Source organism: Lentzea aerocolonigenes (assembly GCF_000955955.1).
GTDB lineage: Bacteria > Actinomycetota > Actinomycetes > Mycobacteriales > Pseudonocardiaceae > Lentzea > Lentzea aerocolonigenes_A.
Window position 1 is genome coordinate 159,876 of the sequence record NZ_JYJG01000003.1, and the last position, 15,682, is coordinate 175,557.

Genomic DNA, 15,682 nt, shown 5'->3' on the forward strand with positions numbered 1-15,682 from the left:
GCGAGCCGGTGCATCGTGGTGCCGATGTCGAGCAGCACGGTCTCGCCGTCCTCAACCATGGCAGCGGCCGCGCGTGCGACGGCGTCCTTGTGCCCGGCGCGTTCGGTGGCGACTTCGACGAACGGGTCATCGACGTCGTCGCTGCTGACCTCGCTGCTGATGTGACTGCTGATGTCACTGGGATCTAGCGTCATGGCGCCGCCGTACACGCGGATCAGCTTGCCGTCGGCGTCGAGCAGTTCGAGGTCGCGGCGGATCGTCGCCTGGCTGCCGCCGAGCGAGCGCACGTCGCTCGGCCCGTCTGCGTGCAGTGTGCGCAGGATCAGCTCGCGTCTGCTCTGGGGAAGGATCCCGGCCACCGTACCTCCCAAGTCGCGCAAGCTTGAGCAAACTATTGCCAACTCGCGCACATCTGGCGCGCTTGCGCATCTTCTCGATCATCAACTGGCGGCTCGTGCAGCGGGGGAGAAGGCGTGAAGCGTCACGTCGTGCTGGTGCTGGGTGGGCTGGTGTCCGTTGGTCCCGTTCTACTGGGTGGTCGTCATGGGCGACCAACGCGACGGAGAACATCCTCAAGTTCCCGCCCGCGCTGACGCCCGGCGGCGAGTTGCTCGTCAGCGTCGGCAGGGTGTTCGCCGAGATCGACTTTTTCGGCACGATGATCCCGCCGCAGCTCTCCGCCATCCGCATTCGTGGTGATGGCGCAGCTCGGATGGGTCGGGTCACTGAAAGCGCTGATCGTGCCCGCGGTGATCAACGCGTTCGGCGTCTTCTGGATGCGGCAGTACGTTTCGGGTGCGGTGCACCACGAATTGCTGGAGGCCTCGCGGCTCGACAGCTGCGGCCTCTTCCGGCAGTACTGGCAGGTCGGATTGCCATTGGTGCGGCCGGCGGTCGCGTTCCTCGGGATCTTCACGTTCATCAGCGCGTGAAACGACCACCTGTGGCCGCTCGTCGTCCTAGGCCGACCCGGGCGAGGTGACGCTGCAGGTCGCGTTGGGCCAGCTCAACCGCGCACACGACACCGACTACGGCATGCTGATGGCGGGAACGGTGCTCCCACTGCTGATCGTCTTCCTCATCGGCGCACGCAATTTCATCGCGGATCCCGCAAAGGGTGCCGTGCGCGGCTGAACTGTGATACAAAGAATAGCTTTGTATTTTCGGAATGAATTTTCCGGGAAGACAGAATTATTGTATCACAGGGGGCAAGGTGTTGGCGAGCGAACAGGCACGGATCACCTCTCTGTATGAAAAGCTCGACCAGGAACGGAACAAAGCGGCTGCGGACCTTGCGGCCGCGCTGCGGGACGGCACCACCCAGAGGCTGGATCGCGAAGCCGCCGTGAACGTGCTGACCAGTGAGGTCGGGAAGTACCGCGCGGCGGAGGAGGGGCTGGTCTTCGGTCGCATCGACTCCGCGAAAGGTGAATGCACCTACATCGGACGCGTCGGCTTGTTCGACGACGAGTTCGAACCGCTGCTGCTGGACTGGCGTGCGCCGGCGGCACGGCCGTTCTACACAGCGACCGCCGCGAACCCGGAAGGCCTGGTGCTGCGCCGCCACTTCCGCGTCCGCGACCGGGAACTGCGCGATTACCACGACGACGAACTGCTGTCCGACACGACGGCGCTGCTCGACGCCCTCAACGCGCCGCGGACCGCGACGATGCGGGACATCGTCTCGACCATCCAGGCCGAGCAGGACGAGATCATCCGCTACTCGGGTCCCGGCGTGCTGGTGATCGAGGGCGGTCCGGGCACCGGCAAGACCGCAGTGGCCCTGCACCGCGTGGCATACCTGTTGTATACGCGTCGTGAACGCCTGTCGCGGCACGGTGTGCTGATCGTCGGCCCGAACACCGGCTTTCTCAACTACGTCGGCGACGTCCTGCCGTCGCTGGGTGAGACCGACGTGGTGTTCGCGACGCCCGGCGAGCTTTATCCCGGTGTTGTTGCCGACGTCGAGGACACCTCGTCGTTGCAACGGCTGAAGGGCGATATATCAGTTCTGGACCTGCTGGCCGTCGCCGTCGCCGACCGGCAGGAGCTGCCCGACGAGCCCGTCGAGATCGAGCTGGAGGACGTTGTCGTCCCGCTCGACGCACACGTCGCCGCCGTCGCGCGCGAGAAGACGCGGTACTACGGACTGCCACACAACGTTGCCCGCAAGTACTTCTTCCTGGCGCTCGCCGAGGAGCTCGTCGCGCCGGCGTTGCGGCTGATCGGCGTCGACTGGCCGGAGATCGAGGAGGACGTGCGCCACGAGCTCCGGCACAGCGACGTGTTGCGCGACGTCGTCGACAGGTTGTGGCCGCGGCTCACCCCGGAGCAGCTGCTCGCCGACCTGTATCGGGGCCGGTGCTTCCGGATCGGCGTACCGGAGCTGTACCGGGAGGACGCCGAGGCGTGGACGGTGTCCGATGTGCCGTTGCTCGACGAGCTCGCCGAACTGCTCGGGTCCGACGGCGCCGCCGAGCGCGCCTTGAAGCGTGAGGAGGAGGAACAGCTCGAATACGCGCGCGGCGTGATGGACGTCCTCTCCATCGACGAACGTGCGGACGACGACGAGTACATCGTCACCGACTTCGTCAACGCCGACGTGCTGGCCGTGCGGCACGAAGTGCGCGACCACCGCTCACTTGCCGAACGAGCAGCCGACGACCGCACGTGGACCTACGGACATGTCGTCGTCGACGAGGCACAGGAGCTGTCCGCAATGGACTGGCGGGTGCTGCTGCGCCGGTGCCCCAACAGGTCCATGACCGTCGTGGGCGACTTGGCCCAGCGCCAGGCCGCGGGCGGCGTGCGCAGCTGGGGTTCGGTGTTCGAGCGGTTCACCTACCGCCGCTTGGAGGTCAACTACCGCACACCCGGCGAGATCATGGCCGTCGCGACTCCGGTCCTGAAGCTCGTCGACCCCGACGCGTCGGCACCGGTGTCGGTGCGCAAGAGCGGCGTTCGCCCGTGGGCCCGCCGCGTCACTGATATATCGGCGGCCGTGCGCGACGAACTCGACGCGCATGCCGGTGCACGCAACGGACGGACGATCGCGGTCATCGGCGGCGAGTGGATGTCCCCGCGCGCGTCGAAGGGGCTGGAGTTCGACGTCGTCATCGTCGTCGAACCGCAGCACATGTCGCCCAGCGAGCTGTACGTGGCGCTGACGAGGGCGACGCAACGGCTCGGCGTCCTGCACACCGAGCCGTTGCCGCGTCACCTACGAGGTCTCCTCTGAGACCCAAGCGAGGTAGTCGTCGTTGCCCCCGACCACGGGGGTGACGATGACCTCGGGCACGTCATAGGTGTGACGCGCCTTGATGTGCGCGACGACGTCGTCGGCGCGGATGGCGGACGTCTTCACGACGCACTGCCATTCCGCTTCGACGCACACCTCGCCGTCCCACCGGTAGACACTGCGAATCGGCACGATCTGCACGCACGCGCCGAGCCGCGCCTCGACGATGCCCTTGGCCAACGACTCCGCGGCCTCGGCTGAGTCGACGGTCGTCGTCACCACACACGCACCGGTCATAGCGCGTCGATCTCCTTCAGCAGCTGGTCCTTCAGTTCGGCCGGCGCGAACGATGCCCGCACTCCGGCCCGCGCGAGTCCGGCGAGCTCGTCGCGGCTGAAACCGAACCGCTCGTGGCACAGCAGGTACTCGCGGTCGAGGTCGGTGTGGAACATGCCGGGGTCGTCGGTGCTGATCGTCACCGGCACCCCGGCCTCCACGAGCCGTGGCAGGTGGTGCTCGTCGAACGACTTCACCGCGCCGGTGCGGATGTTCGACGTCGGGCACACCTCGACGGCGACGCCCTCGTCGGCGAGGTGTCGCAGCAGGTCCGGATCCTGCACGGAACTCACGCCGTGCCCGATCCGTTCGGCACGCAGATCGTGCAGCGCGGCCCAGATCTCGCTCGGCGGCGTCGTCTCACCGGCGTGCGGCACCATGTGCAGCCCGGCGTCGCGCGCCACCGCGAACGCCTCCCGGAACTTCGCCCGCGGCGAGTCCGACTCGAACCCTCCCAACCCGAACCCGACCAGCCCCTCCGGCCGGTGGTCGGCCGCGAACCGCGCACTCGTCATGCCCCAGTCGCGGTCCCAGATGCCGGGGATGTCGAAGATCCACTGCAGTGCCACGCCGTGCACCGCGAGTGCTTCCTCCCGGCCCGCCGCGAGCGCCTCGACGAGTTCGTCGGGCGCGATGCCGGCCCGCAGATGGCTCGTCGCGCTGATCGTGAGCTCTGCATATCGGATATTGGTTCGCGCGGCGTCACGGGCGTATCCGACGACGAGGGTGCGGACGTCCTCGCCGGTGGTGACCAGGTCGTTGACGACGCCGTACTGGTTGATGAAGTGCCGGAAGTTCCTGAACTCGTAGAACTTCCGCAACGCGGCCTCGTCGGTGGGCACCGGTCCGTCGGGGTGGTGACGGGCGAGTGCGAGGACGGTGTCGAGAGAGGCCGCGCCCACGAGGTGGACGTGCAGCTCGGCTTTCGGCAGCGCGTGGACGAAGTCGGAAATGTGCACGGCCCATGCTCTCAGGTCAAGGGCCGATCGACGGGTGACATGTCTTGCACTCAACGGGAAGGGTGCAGGGCGAATCCCTGTACCTGGCCTTGCATTGGGGGTGCCTCGTGAGGGGCGCACGAAGAGTCGCACTGCTGGCAGCGGTGCTTGTCCTGCCTTTCCTCCCGGCTACGGCCCAAGCCGTCGAGGGGCCCGTGTTCAAGGACGGCGAGGCGCAACCCGTCTTCGACCCGAAGGACGTGGTGAAGGAGAGCCTGTGGGTCCGGGCGCCGGTCGACAGCGACCGCGATGGCAAGGACGACGAGGTCTACACCGAGGTCGTCCGCCCGCGCGCCACCGAACGTGGCCTCAAGGTCCCGGTCGTCTACATGGTCAGCCCGTACTTCTCCGGCGGCAACGAGGTCGCGAACCACAACGTCGACGTCGAGCTGTACGTGCCTGACAAGCGCGATGGCCGTTTGCTGAAGGCCTCCTCCGACGAACGCGTCACCGCCGCCCTCGGTCCGAACCCGATCACGTCGGGTCGTTACGAGGCCTACTTCATCGCGCGCGGGTACGCCGTCGTCTACGCCGAATCTCTCGGCACCGGCAAGTCCACGGGCTGTCCGACGACGGGTGACGTCAACGAGACGATCGGCGCCCGTGTCGTCGTCGACTGGCTCAACGGCCGTGCGTCCGCTCGTACGGCAACCGGCGAGGCGATCAAGGCGACCTGGTCGACGGGCAAGACCGGCATGATGGGCGTGTCCTACAACGGAACGCTGCCCAACGCCGTCGCCTCCACGGGTGTGCGCGGTCTGGAAGCCATCGTGCCGATCGCCGCGATCTCCAGCTGGTACGACTACTACCGCGCTGATGGTGCTGTCGTCGCGCCCGGCACGTTCCAGGGCGAGGACGCCGACGTGCTCGCGGAGTACGTCTACACCCGCGCGGACCGGGAGATCTGCAAGCCGATCATCGCGGAGATCGCGAAGGACCAGGACCGCGTCACCGGTGACTACACCAGGTTCTGGGACAAGCGGAACTACATGAACGACGTCCGCAACGTCCGTGCGGCCGTTCTTGCCGTGCACGGGCTGAACGACACGAACGTCAAGATGACGCACGTCGAACAGTGGTACTCGGCGTTGAAGAAGGTCGGTGTGCCGCACAAGATCTGGCTGCACCAGTCCGGGCACACGGACCCGGACACGCTGCGTTCGGTGGAGTGGCGGCGCACGCTGAACCGCTGGTTCACGCAGTACCTGTGGGGTCACCGCAACGGCATCGACAAGGAGCCGAAGGCGACGATCCAGCGCGAGGACAAGACGTGGGTCGACGAGAAGGACTGGCCGGCACCCGGCACGTCCGGCGTGCGGCTGCGGTTGTCCCCGGGCGGATCTGCCAAGGGAGGCCTCGGGATCTGGCCCGGCCACGGCGTGGAGAAGCTGACCGACGACGCGACGAAGACGGCGGAGTCGTTGATCGATCAGGCGTCCTCGCCGAACCGGCTGTCGTACGCCACGCAGCCGGCGCAGAAGTCGTTGCGGCTGTCCGGGAAGTCGACCGCGCACTTGCGGATCGCCTTCGACCGGCCCGCGGCCAACGTGACGACGCTGCTCGTCGACCGGGCTCCTGACGGCAAGTCGTACGTCATCACGCGTGGCTCGACCGACCCGCAGAACCGTGAGCGGCCGGACAAGACGTCCCCGATCAAGCCGGGCAAGTTCTACGACGTCGACGTGCCCATCGTGCCGGACGACTACGTCCTGCAGGCCGGGCACCGGCTCGAGTTCGTGCTGATCTCCAGCGACTACGACTACACGCTGCGCCCGAAGCCGGGTGCCGGCCTGTCTCTGGACCTCGCCCGCACGTCGGTCGAGCTGCCCGTCGTCGGTGGCTGGCGCGCGGTGTTCCAGACGATCTGACGTGATGCCCGCGCTGCGGTCCTGTCCAGGGACCGCAGCGCGGCAACCTACCACCCACCCCCGACAAAACCCCGCTCCCGAGCGTTCCAAGATCTCAACCTGTCCACACCCGCTGACTTGTCCACAACTTCGCTCCACCCCCACTCGACGCCCCACCCCAACCACCACTGTGGGCCCATGCCCACAACCCTCCCGAAACCGATCCGAGTCCGCGGCGCCGGCGACCTCTACGCCGCGATCCCGCACCTGATGGGATTCCACCCGTCCGACTCTCTCGTCGTGCTGGTGCTGAAGGACAACGTGATCAGCATGACCATGCGCGTCGACCTGCCGCGCCCGCGACATAGAGGAATGCTTGCGGCACAACTGGAAGCGCCGCTGCTCGAACACGGCGCGACGGACGTGATCCTGGCCGTCGTGTGCCCGCCGTGCGAGCACATGCCCGAGCAACTGCCGCACGAACCGCTGGTCGCGGCGCTCAGGGACAAGCTGGGTGGGGTGGGCGTCGAGGTCGTCGAAGCCGTGTGGCTGCCGTCGTGCCAGAAGGACGCGAAGTGGCTCTGCTACCTCGACATCGACTGCCACGGAACACTTCCGGATCCAGGGCTGTCCGCCGTCGCCGCCGCGTCAGCGCACGAGGGCAACGTGACGTTCGAGTCGCGCGCGGCCATGGCCGCGATCGCCGCGCTGGACCCGCCCGAGGCACTGGAACGCCGCTCCGCGTTGCTCGACGAGCTGATGACGAGCTCTGGCGAACCCGATCCGGGCGCCGAGCTGCATCGGGTTCGTGACGCGATCGACGCGGTGGCGGATCGCAAGGGAGCGTTGGCGGACACGGAGATCGTCGCGCTGGCCAGAGCCCTGGCCGTACCCGAGGTGCGGGACGCGAGCATGGCGTTCGCCACCCACACGAGGTCGAGGATGGCCGAACGGCTCTGGCTCGAGCTCACCAGGTCGTGCCCCGCGCCGGAACGCGCGGAGCCCGCGTGCCTGCTCGCGTTCTACGCCTATCAGCGCGGTGACGGCGGGATCGCGTCCATCGCGCTCGACGCGGCCGAGGACGCCTGCCCCGGCCACTCCCTGACCAAACTGCTGCGTGGCGCCCTCAGCGCCGGGTTCCCGCCCGAGGAGATGCGGGCGTTGTCCATCAAGTACCTGGACGACGCCCGCAGGTTGCTCGCCGGCTGCGCTCAGAGCAGTTCCGGCCGCTCCCAGCCCTGATCGAGGACGTGCTCGGCCAGGAACGCCCACACCGTCTCGTACCAGACCTGAGAGTTGCCGGGGGTGAGGATCCAGTGGTTTTCGGTTGGGAAGTAAAGGTATTTCGCATTGACCCCGTGTCGGACGAGGTCGAAGTACAGCCGATGCCCCTCGCCGATGGGAACCCGGTAGTCCTTGTCCCCGTGGATGACGAGCATCGGGGTCTTGATGTCGGCGACCCGCAGGTGCGGGGAGTTGGCCTGGATTCGCTCCGGCTGGGTGAGGGGGTCGCCCATCTCCCGCATCCAGAAGTAGGAGCTGTCGGTGCCGCCGGAGAACGCGTCGAGGTGCCAGAGCGAAGCGTGCGTGACGATCGCGCGGAACCTGTCGGTCTGGGTGGCGATCCAGTTGGCCATGTAGCCGCCGAACGAGCCGCCCATGGCGGCGGTCCGGGAGGCGTCGATGTCGGCCCGCTCGACCGCGACGTCCGTGATGGCCATGAGGTCGGTGTAGGGCTCGGCGCCCCAGCGGCCCCAGCCGGCCTCGATGAACTCCGGTCCGTACCCGGTGGACAGGGCGGGATCGGGCAGCAGCACGGCGTAGCCGCGCGCGGCCATCAGCCACGGGTTCCAGCGCCACGTCCAGCCGTTCCAGCTCATGACGGGGCCGCCGTGAACCCACAGCACCAGCGGGGCGGGGGAGTCGGCGGAGGCGCCTTCGGGCAGCACGAGCCAGGAACGGACGGTCCGGCCGTCAGCGACGACCGTGGAGATCTCCGTGAGGGTGCCCGGCACCGAGGAGAGGGCACCGGGCGCGCGCAGCCGTTCTGGATCCTGGTCGGCTCCGGTGGCGGCGAACCGCACGGGCTGTGGCGGGTGGTCGACCGAGTTGCGCAGTGCGTACAGCGTCTTGCCGTCCGGGCTCACGACCACGTCGCTGTAGTAACCCGAGATCGTCAGCTTCGTGATCTCGCCGGTCGCGAGGTCCAGCCGCCACGTCGGCTGGTGCCCGAGGTGGCTCGCGGTGAAGAACACCGCGGACCCGTCCGGGCTCACCACCGGGTGGTCCGGCTCCTCCTGGAAGTCCGGCGCCAGTGGCGTGATCGAGCCGTCGGCCACGTCGGTGCGCACGAGGTCGCGCCGGTACGGGGAGTCCGTTGTGGACTCGCGGAACCGGATCGCGACCACGGCGGTGCCGTCGGGCGTGAAAGCGGCGTCGTGGAAGGAGAAACCGTCCTCGGAGGCGAGGACGCGCGACGAGCTGCCGTCGGTGGCCACGAGCCGCAGTTCGGTCCGGCGGCCGTAGGAGGCACTGACGTCGACGCCGTGGCCGTGGACGGCCCACTTCCCGTCCGGGCTGAGCGCGATGTCCTCGTCGCTCAGCCGGCTCTCGGCGTCCTCGCTGAGGGTGGTGACCTTCTCGCCGGCGACGCCCGCGAGAGGAGCCGCGAACAGGCGCGGGTAGCTCGGGCCGAGGTCGGAGTCCCAGTACCTGATCGGGTACGACTCGTGCAGGATCGCTGTCACACCGGCGTCCTCGCGGGCCTTGCGCTTGGCGTCGTCCTGGTCGCCGAACTCCGCGAAGCGGTACGCCGACGACGTGAACAGCAGCGTCTCGCCCGCGACGCGGACCTGACCGACTCCGCCTCCCGGCCGCAGGACCTCGGCGGCCTCACCACGGGCCGGAAGCCGCCACAGCGCCTTCTGCTCCCTGGTCTCGCCCGGTTTCGCGAGCGGGTCCGGGCGCGCCGAGAGGAACAGCAGCGACCCGTCCGGTGCGAAGACGGGGGAGGAGTCCCCCTTTGCGGAGCGGGTGAGCCGCGCGGCGTCCCGCTCGCCGGTGGGGTCGACCTCCCAGAGAGCGCCCTGCCACGTCTTGCCGTCAGGGGCGAGCGTGGAGACGACGGTGACGAGTCGCGTGCCGTCCGGGGACAGCGCGAGCGAGGTGAGCCTCGGTGTGGCGTTGTAGCTCTCGAAGGAGGCGAAGTCGGTCATACCGGATCAGGCTCCGTGCCGGGCGCGGGTGAACTCCCACGCGTCGCGGACGATTCCGGTGAGGTCGGCGCGCTCGGGCTTCCAGCCGAGCTCTGTGCGGGCCCGCTCGGCGGAAGCGACGAGGACGGCCGGGTCGCCGGCGCGCCTGGGGGCGACGACGGCGGGGATCGGGTGGCCGGTGACCTCGCGGCAGGTGTCGATGACCTGCTTCACGGAGAAGCCGGTGCCGTTGCCGAGGTTGTAGATCCGGTGCTCACCGGCGGTGGCGTGGTCGAGCGCCAGGAGGTGGGCGTCCGCGAGGTCCGTGACGTGGATGTAGTCGCGGACGCAGGTGCCGTCCTCGGTGGGCCAGTCCTCACCGAAGATCGAGATGTGCTCCCGCTGCCCCAGCGCGACCTGCAGCACGAGCGGGATCAGGTGGGTCTCGGTCGCGTGCCGCTCGCCGATGCTGCCGTAGGCGCCGGCGACGTTGAAGTACCGCAGGCTCGTCGCCGCCAGGCCGTGCGCGGCGGCGTACGACGTGATCGCGTGGTCGATGGCCAGCTTGGTGGCGCCGTAGGTGTTGGTGGGCGCGGTAGCCGCGGTCTCGGGGATCGGCACCTCCCGCGGCTCGCCGTACGTCGCGGCAGTCGAGGAGAAGACGAGCTTCGGCGTGCCGTGATCCTTCATCGCATCAAGCAGTCGGATCGCCGTAAGGACGTTACCCGTCCAATACTTGCCGGGGTCCTGCATGGACTCGCCGACCAGGGACTTGGCCGCGAAGTGCAGAACGCCGTCGAACCCTTCTGCGAGGACGTCGCCGATCACCTCGGCGATGTCGCCCCGGACGAAGCGCGCTCCCGCGGGGACGGCGTCCTCGTGCCCGGTGGAGAGGTCGTCGAGGACGACCACCTCGTGTCCGGCTTCGAGCAGCCTGGCGGCGCACACGCTGCCGACGTATCCGGCCCCGCCCGTGACGAGCAGCTTCACCACAGTCCTCGCATTCCTGGTCGAGATCGTTGTTCGCTACCGGTCCCTGCCCGCGCCCGCGGACGGAACCGCCGTGAAGAGCCTCGGCCGCGTGAGCGAGCGCGAGGCAAAGCCGGCGAGCACCCGGCGTTCGACCTCGTCGCGTCGCTCGACTGGCACGAGGGCGATGGCCGAGCCGCCGAAGCCGCCGCCGATCATCCGTGCGCCGAGAGCCCCGGCGGCCATGGCGGAGTCGACGGCGACGTCGAGCTCCAGGCAGGAGACCCTGTAGTCGTCCCGCAGGCTCGCGTGGGAGGCCGAGATGAGGGGGCCGATGTCGGCGAGCTTGCCCGCGCGGAGGAGCTCGACGGTGCGCAGGACCCTGTCGTTCTCGGTCACGACGTGCCGCACCAGCGGACGCAGCTCTTCGGGCAGCCGGACGAGCGTGTCGCCGAGCTCGGCGATGTCGACGTCGCGCAGCGCGGGGACGCCGAGGATGCCGGCAGCGCGCTCGCAGCCGGCCCGCCGGGCGCCGTAGCCGCCATCGACGTGGGAGTGGCTGGCGCGGGTGTCGACGACCAGCACCTCGAGCCCGCTGGCAGCCGCGTCGAACGGGATCTGTTCCGGCTTGCCGGAGCGCACGTCGTAAAACAGGGCGTGCGCTTCGACGCAGCACAGCGATGCCGTCTGGTCCAGGATGCCCGTCGGTGCGCCCACGAACTCGTTCTCGGAACGCTGTACCCAGCGGGCGATGTCGGGCCGTTCGGCGTCGACGCCGGCGAGCCCCAGCAGGGCGAGGGCGACGGCGCACTCGAGGGCGTGCGACGAGGAGAGACCGGCCCCGGCGGGCACGTCGCCCGCGAGGACGAGGTCCGCCCCGCCGCCGACGTCGATCCCCTGCCCCCGCAGGGCCCAGGCGACGCCACTGGGGTACGCGGCCCACCCCTTGACGGCTCCGGGGACTAGGTCGGCGATCACGACCGGGTCCGCGCCCTGCACCCCGCCGTCGTCGCCGAGCGTGCTGACGGTCAGCACGCCGTCCACGCGAGGCGACGCCGCGACGGCGATGCGGTGGGGCAACGCGAACGGCAGCACGTAGCCGTCGTTGTAGTCGGTGTGCTCGCCGATGAGGTTGACGCGGCCAGGCGCCGACCAGACCCCGTCGGGAGAGCGTCCGTGCAGGCGCTGGAACGCCGCGGCCGCCTTCTCCGCCGGTGCCGCCTGGGTCACCGGGCGAGCACCAGGACGGCGTGGGCGACTGCGGGGTCGAGCTCCGCCACGGTGCCGTTGCCACCGCGCACCTGGACGACCTTGGCGCCACCCAGCGCCTCGACCTGCACGGTGCCGCCGGGCACCACGCCGGCGTCCTTCAGCTCGGCCATGAGGTCCGGGTCGAGCTGGACGTGCTCGGCGATGCGGCGCACCTCGACGCGGCCACCGCCGCGGCGGGCCACCTCGTCCACACGCACCAGGTCCGCCTCGGCGGGCGGGGCGGGCTCGCCGTCGCCCAGCTTGTCGAGGCCCGGGATCGGGTTGCCGTAGGGCGAGGTGGTCGGGTTGCCGAGCAGCTTGATCAGCTTGCGTTCGACGGCCTCGCTCATCACGTGCTCCCAGCGGCATGCCTCGCTGTGCACGTGCTCCCATTCGAGCCCGATGATGTCCACGAGGAGGCGCTCGGCGAGCCGGTGCTTGCGCATGACGGCGATCGCGAGGTTGCGGCCCTGCTCGGTGAGCTCGAGGTGGCGGTCCTCCGCCACGACGACCAGGCCGTCACGCTCCATGCGGCCCACGGTCTGGCTCACCGTCGGTCCACTTTGGCCCAGACGCTCGGCGATGCGGGCGCGCAGAGGCACCACGCCCTCTTCTTCGAGCTCGTAGATCGTGCGGAGATACATCTCCGTCGTGTCGATGAGGTCGTTCACACCCGCTCCCCTTCGTATGGTGTCAATGGTAGTCGTGCCGGGGGACACAGGTGTCCACGCGGGTGCAGGATGTGAGTCGTGCATCCCTTGATCACTCCTGAGGCCCTCTCCGACGCGCTGAGTGCGCGGCCGGCCACCGTCGTGCTGGACGTCCGGTGGCGTCTCGGTGGACCACCCGGACGCCAAGACTACGAGGTCAGCCACGTGCCCGGCGCGGTGTACGTGGATCTGGACACCGAGCTGTCCGCTCCGCCCGGGGTCGGCGGCAGGCATCCGCTGCCGGATCCGGGGCAGCTGCAGGAGGTGCTGCGCCGCGCAGGCGTGCGCGAGGGCGGCCAGGTTGTGGCGTACGACGCGGGGGACGGCTCGGTCGCCGCGCGGGTCTGGTGGCTGCTGCGGTGGGCCGGGTACGGCGAGGTGGCGGTGCTGGACGGCGGGTTCGCCGCGTGGGAGGCGGCCGGCCTGCCCGTGACGGCGGAGGCGCCTGCGTCCCGAGAGGGTGACGCAGCTGGTGACATCGTGGGCGACTCTGAGGGTGCCGCCGCGGGTGATGCTGCCGGCGACGTGGTGGTGCGGCCTGGGCAGATGCCCGTGCTGGACGCGGACGAGGCGGCGGTGCTGGCGCAGGAGGGCGTGCTGCTCGACGCGCGGGCGGCGGCGCGCTACCGCGGTGAGACCGAGCCGGTGGACCCCAAGGCCGGCCACATCCCGGGCGCGCTCAACGCGCCGACGACCGGGCACGTCGGTGCCGACGGGCGGTGGCTCGGTGCGGCTGAGCTGGCTGAGCGGTTCCGGGGCCTCGGAGTGTCGAGCGATGTGGCTGTGGGCGCGTACTGCGGATCCGGTGTGACGGCCTCGTCCGTCGTGCTGGCGCTGGAGGTTGCCGGGATCACGTCCGCCGAGAAGCCGGCGGCGCTGTACGCCGGGTCGTGGTCCAACTGGTGCGCGCTGGACCGGGAGGTCGCCACCGGCGCCTGACATGACCGGCGCCTGACGTGGCGGGTGCTCGATGAAACCGGTGCTGGCAGGACTGGCGCTTAGGGGACCTGAAGCGGGCTGGACGGGCCTTGGCAGGGCCGGCGCCGGCGGAACTACGGGGACTGGGCAGGGCGGTCGGTTCGGGTGGGCTCGCGGAGGCCGGGCCCAGGTGGCTTGGGGCGGTCGGCCTGTGGGTGGTCAGGCGTTCGGGATGCGCTCGAAGCCTTGGGTGGCGAGTTTCAGGGCCGCGGCGCAGGTGTCCAGTTCCTCGATGGCGAGGACGCTCACCGAGAAGGCCGGGGTGAAGGCGGTCGGGTCGTCGGTCAGCATGACGGTGACCTGGCAGTCCTCTTTGGAGGCGCTGACCTGCCAGGCGGTGTTGCCGCCGATTTCGATCTGCTTCTTCTCGCCGTCCTGGTCCACCACGTCCGGGACCGTGACCATCTGGGTGATGACGGTCGAGGGGCCGGTGGTGGTGTGGATGCAGCCGCCGTCCGCTGAGGACTTGCCGCCGGTCGCGGCTTCGATGTCCGCGGCTTTGAGGACGCCGCAGGTTTCGAGGCCGGTGACCTTCTTCTTGGTGGTGATCTTGACGTCGCCCTGTTGCTTGGGAGAGGTGGGGTCGGCCGACTTGGAGGCCGAGGTGCTGGTGGACGGCTTCTTCGAGGCCGTGGTCGCAGGGGCCTCGGCGGCGTTGGGGTCGGCCGTGGCCGCGCCCTTGATCTGCTCGCTGCAGCCCGTGACGGCGGCGAGGGTCAGGGTCAGCGAAAGGAGGATGGCCGCTGGTCGCAGGTGCATGTCGCCTCTGACCCCTGTTCGGTGGGAATGGTTCCGCGGGTGCGTGCCGGCGGGGCGGGCTCGCGAGCGGGGCCTGCGAATGGGCCCTGCGAGTGGGGACTGTAGGCGGCATTGGTGGGCTGGGCACGGGTGGCGGCGAACGGGCTACCAAGATGTGATCCACCGGGATATGACCACCGGGACGTGATCACCGGCTGGGCCGATCGGTGGGTAGGTTGCTGGTCATGGGTAAGCCAGCCGCTGTTGTCTGGGATCGGTCCTTCCTCGGGTACGACCTCGGTGGCGACCATCCGCTGAATCCTGTCCGGCTCGACCTCACCGTGCGGCTCGCGACGGCGCTCGGGGTGCTCGAGGGCGTTGAGGTGCGGGCGCCTGAGGCGGCCAGCGACGAAGAGATCGAGCTGGTGCATCGGCCCGGCTATTTGAGTGCGGTGCAGGCAGCGCCCACGGCCGGGTGGGATGTCGGGCACGGGCTGGGGACGCCGGACAACCCCGTGTTCGAGCGGATGCACGAGGCTTCGGCGTTGGTGGTGGGCGGGTCGCTGGCGGCGGCGCGGGCCATCGCGTCCGGTGAGGCGGATCGGGCCGTCAACATCGCCGGCGGGCTGCACCACGCGATGCCGGACAGCGCGGCTGGGTTCTGCGTCTACAACGACTGTGCGGTGGCCATCGAGTGGTTGTTGCGCAACGGGGTCGAGCGCATCGCGTACGTGGATGTCGATGTGCATCACGGGGACGGGGTGCAGACGGCGTTCTGGGACGACCCGCGCGTGTTGACGGTGTCGTTGCACCAGCATCCGATGAGCCTGTGGCCGGGCACCGGGTGGGCCGGCGAGGTCGGCGGCAAGGGGGCAGAGGGGGCTGCGGTCAACGTCGCGTTGCCTGCCGGGACGAAGGACGGGGCGTGGTTGCGGGCGTTTCACGCGACTGTGCCGGCGTTGTTGAAGGCGTTCCGGCCGCAGGTGCTGGTGACGCAGTGCGGTGTGGACACGCACAAGGAGGACCCGCTCGCGGACCTGTCGTTGAGCGTGGACGGGCACCGGGCGATCTACCAGGCGTTCCGGGAGCTGGTGAACGAGCACGGGTTCAAGTGGCTGGCGCTCGGAGGTGGCGGGTACGAGCTGCTCAGGGTCGTGCCGCGGTCGTGGACGCACCTGCTGGCGACGGTGCTGGACCGCGACGTGGACCCGAACCGGCCGTTGCCCGCGGACTGGGTGGCGCATGCGACACGCATCGCACCCGGCTGGCCGTTGCCTGCGTCGATGACTGATGAGTGCGACCCTGGGTACCAGTCGTGGGGCGGGGACGCGGTGGAGCCGGTGGACAAGGCGATCCGCGACACGCGTCGTGCGGTGTTCCCGTTGCACGGACTTGATCCCGACGACCCCAGGGACTGAAAGCC

At 69.5% G+C, this 15,682-nt stretch carries 14 protein-coding genes and 1 pseudogene; 7 read left to right on the plus strand and 8 right to left on the minus strand.

Annotated elements, in window-relative coordinates:
• Window positions 1-35: 35 nt before the first annotated feature.
• Window positions 36-410, minus strand: a pseudogene (locus UK23_RS54905) (DeoR family transcriptional regulator); the annotation flags it as partial.
• Window positions 411-698: 288 nt separating this feature from the next.
• Between UK23_RS54905 and UK23_RS52465 the strand changes: the two are divergent.
• From UK23_RS52465 to UK23_RS01235, 3 genes are all read left to right on the plus strand, one after another.
• Complete coding sequence (locus UK23_RS52465) at window positions 699-932, plus strand: carbohydrate ABC transporter permease (protein WP_196777566.1); 234 nt, start codon at window positions 699-701, stop codon at window positions 930-932.
• Between the two features lie 46 nt (window positions 933-978).
• On the plus strand, window positions 979-1,134 hold the full coding sequence (locus tag UK23_RS52470; protein ID WP_196777567.1) for a hypothetical protein: 156 nt from the start codon (window positions 979-981) through the stop codon (window positions 1,132-1,134).
• Window positions 1,135-1,213: 79 nt separating this feature from the next.
• On the plus strand, window positions 1,214-3,238 hold the full coding sequence (locus tag UK23_RS01235) for an ATP-binding domain-containing protein (RefSeq protein WP_330769774.1): 2,025 nt from the start codon (window positions 1,214-1,216) through the stop codon (window positions 3,236-3,238).
• On the opposite strand, the gene cutA is transcribed toward UK23_RS01235, so the two are convergent.
• Complete coding sequence (gene cutA / locus UK23_RS01240; protein ID WP_045309428.1) at window positions 3,221-3,535, minus strand: divalent-cation tolerance protein CutA; 315 nt, start codon at window positions 3,533-3,535, stop codon at window positions 3,221-3,223. The genes UK23_RS01235 and cutA overlap by 18 nt on opposite strands.
• The gene (add, locus tag UK23_RS01245; RefSeq protein ID WP_045309429.1) at window positions 3,532-4,533 is read right to left on the minus strand and encodes an adenosine deaminase; all 1,002 of its coding nucleotides are present in this window, start codon (window positions 4,531-4,533) and stop codon (window positions 3,532-3,534) included. Before add ends, cutA begins: the two co-directional genes overlap by 4 nt.
• Window positions 4,534-4,640: 107 nt before the next feature.
• Between add and UK23_RS01250 the strand changes: the two genes are divergently transcribed.
• Window positions 4,641-6,440, plus strand: a complete 1,800-nt coding sequence (locus UK23_RS01250; RefSeq protein WP_045309430.1) for a Xaa-Pro dipeptidyl-peptidase — start codon at window positions 4,641-4,643, stop codon at window positions 6,438-6,440.
• A gap of 177 nt (window positions 6,441-6,617) precedes the next feature.
• Window positions 6,618-7,661, plus strand: coding sequence for a DUF4192 domain-containing protein (locus UK23_RS01255; RefSeq protein WP_052684277.1), 1,044 nt, complete (start codon window positions 6,618-6,620; stop codon window positions 7,659-7,661).
• Here the strand turns inward: UK23_RS01255 and UK23_RS01260 are convergent.
• From UK23_RS01260 to UK23_RS01275, 4 genes are read right to left on the minus strand one after another with little or no spacing between them, the layout of a single operon-like run.
• The gene (locus UK23_RS01260; RefSeq protein ID WP_045309431.1) at window positions 7,631-9,634 is read right to left on the minus strand and encodes a S9 family peptidase; all 2,004 of its coding nucleotides are present in this window, start codon (window positions 9,632-9,634) and stop codon (window positions 7,631-7,633) included. The two genes, UK23_RS01255 and UK23_RS01260, sit on opposite strands and share 31 nt — an antisense overlap.
• Window positions 9,635-9,640: 6 nt before the next feature.
• Entirely contained in the window at window positions 9,641-10,603 is a 963-nt protein-coding gene (galE, locus tag UK23_RS01265; protein ID WP_082114332.1) for a UDP-glucose 4-epimerase GalE, read from the minus strand.
• A gap of 36 nt (window positions 10,604-10,639) precedes the next feature.
• Window positions 10,640-11,812, minus strand: coding sequence for a galactokinase (galK, locus tag UK23_RS01270; protein ID WP_045309433.1), 1,173 nt, complete (start codon window positions 11,810-11,812; stop codon window positions 10,640-10,642).
• Window positions 11,809-12,504, minus strand: coding sequence for a metal-dependent transcriptional regulator (locus UK23_RS01275; protein WP_045309434.1), 696 nt, complete (start codon window positions 12,502-12,504; stop codon window positions 11,809-11,811). Before UK23_RS01275 ends, galK begins: the two co-directional genes overlap by 4 nt.
• Window positions 12,505-12,582: 78 nt before the next feature.
• Between UK23_RS01275 and UK23_RS01280 the strand changes: the two genes are divergently transcribed.
• Window positions 12,583-13,482 carry a sulfurtransferase gene (locus UK23_RS01280; RefSeq protein WP_045309435.1) on the plus strand — a complete coding sequence of 300 codons (900 nt, stop codon included), beginning with the start codon at window positions 12,583-12,585 and terminating at the stop codon, window positions 13,480-13,482.
• A 198-nt stretch (window positions 13,483-13,680) separates the two neighbouring features.
• Here UK23_RS01280 and UK23_RS01285 read toward each other — a convergent pair whose 3' ends face one another.
• A complete protein-coding gene (locus tag UK23_RS01285; protein ID WP_045309436.1) occupies window positions 13,681-14,280 on the minus strand; it encodes a hypothetical protein in 600 nt (199 codons plus the stop codon).
• 224 nt (window positions 14,281-14,504) lie between these two features.
• Between UK23_RS01285 and UK23_RS01290 the strand changes: the two genes are divergently transcribed.
• Window positions 14,505-15,677, plus strand: a complete 1,173-nt coding sequence (locus UK23_RS01290; RefSeq protein WP_045309437.1) for an acetoin utilization protein AcuC — start codon at window positions 14,505-14,507, stop codon at window positions 15,675-15,677.
• Window positions 15,678-15,682: the final 5 nt, after the last annotated feature.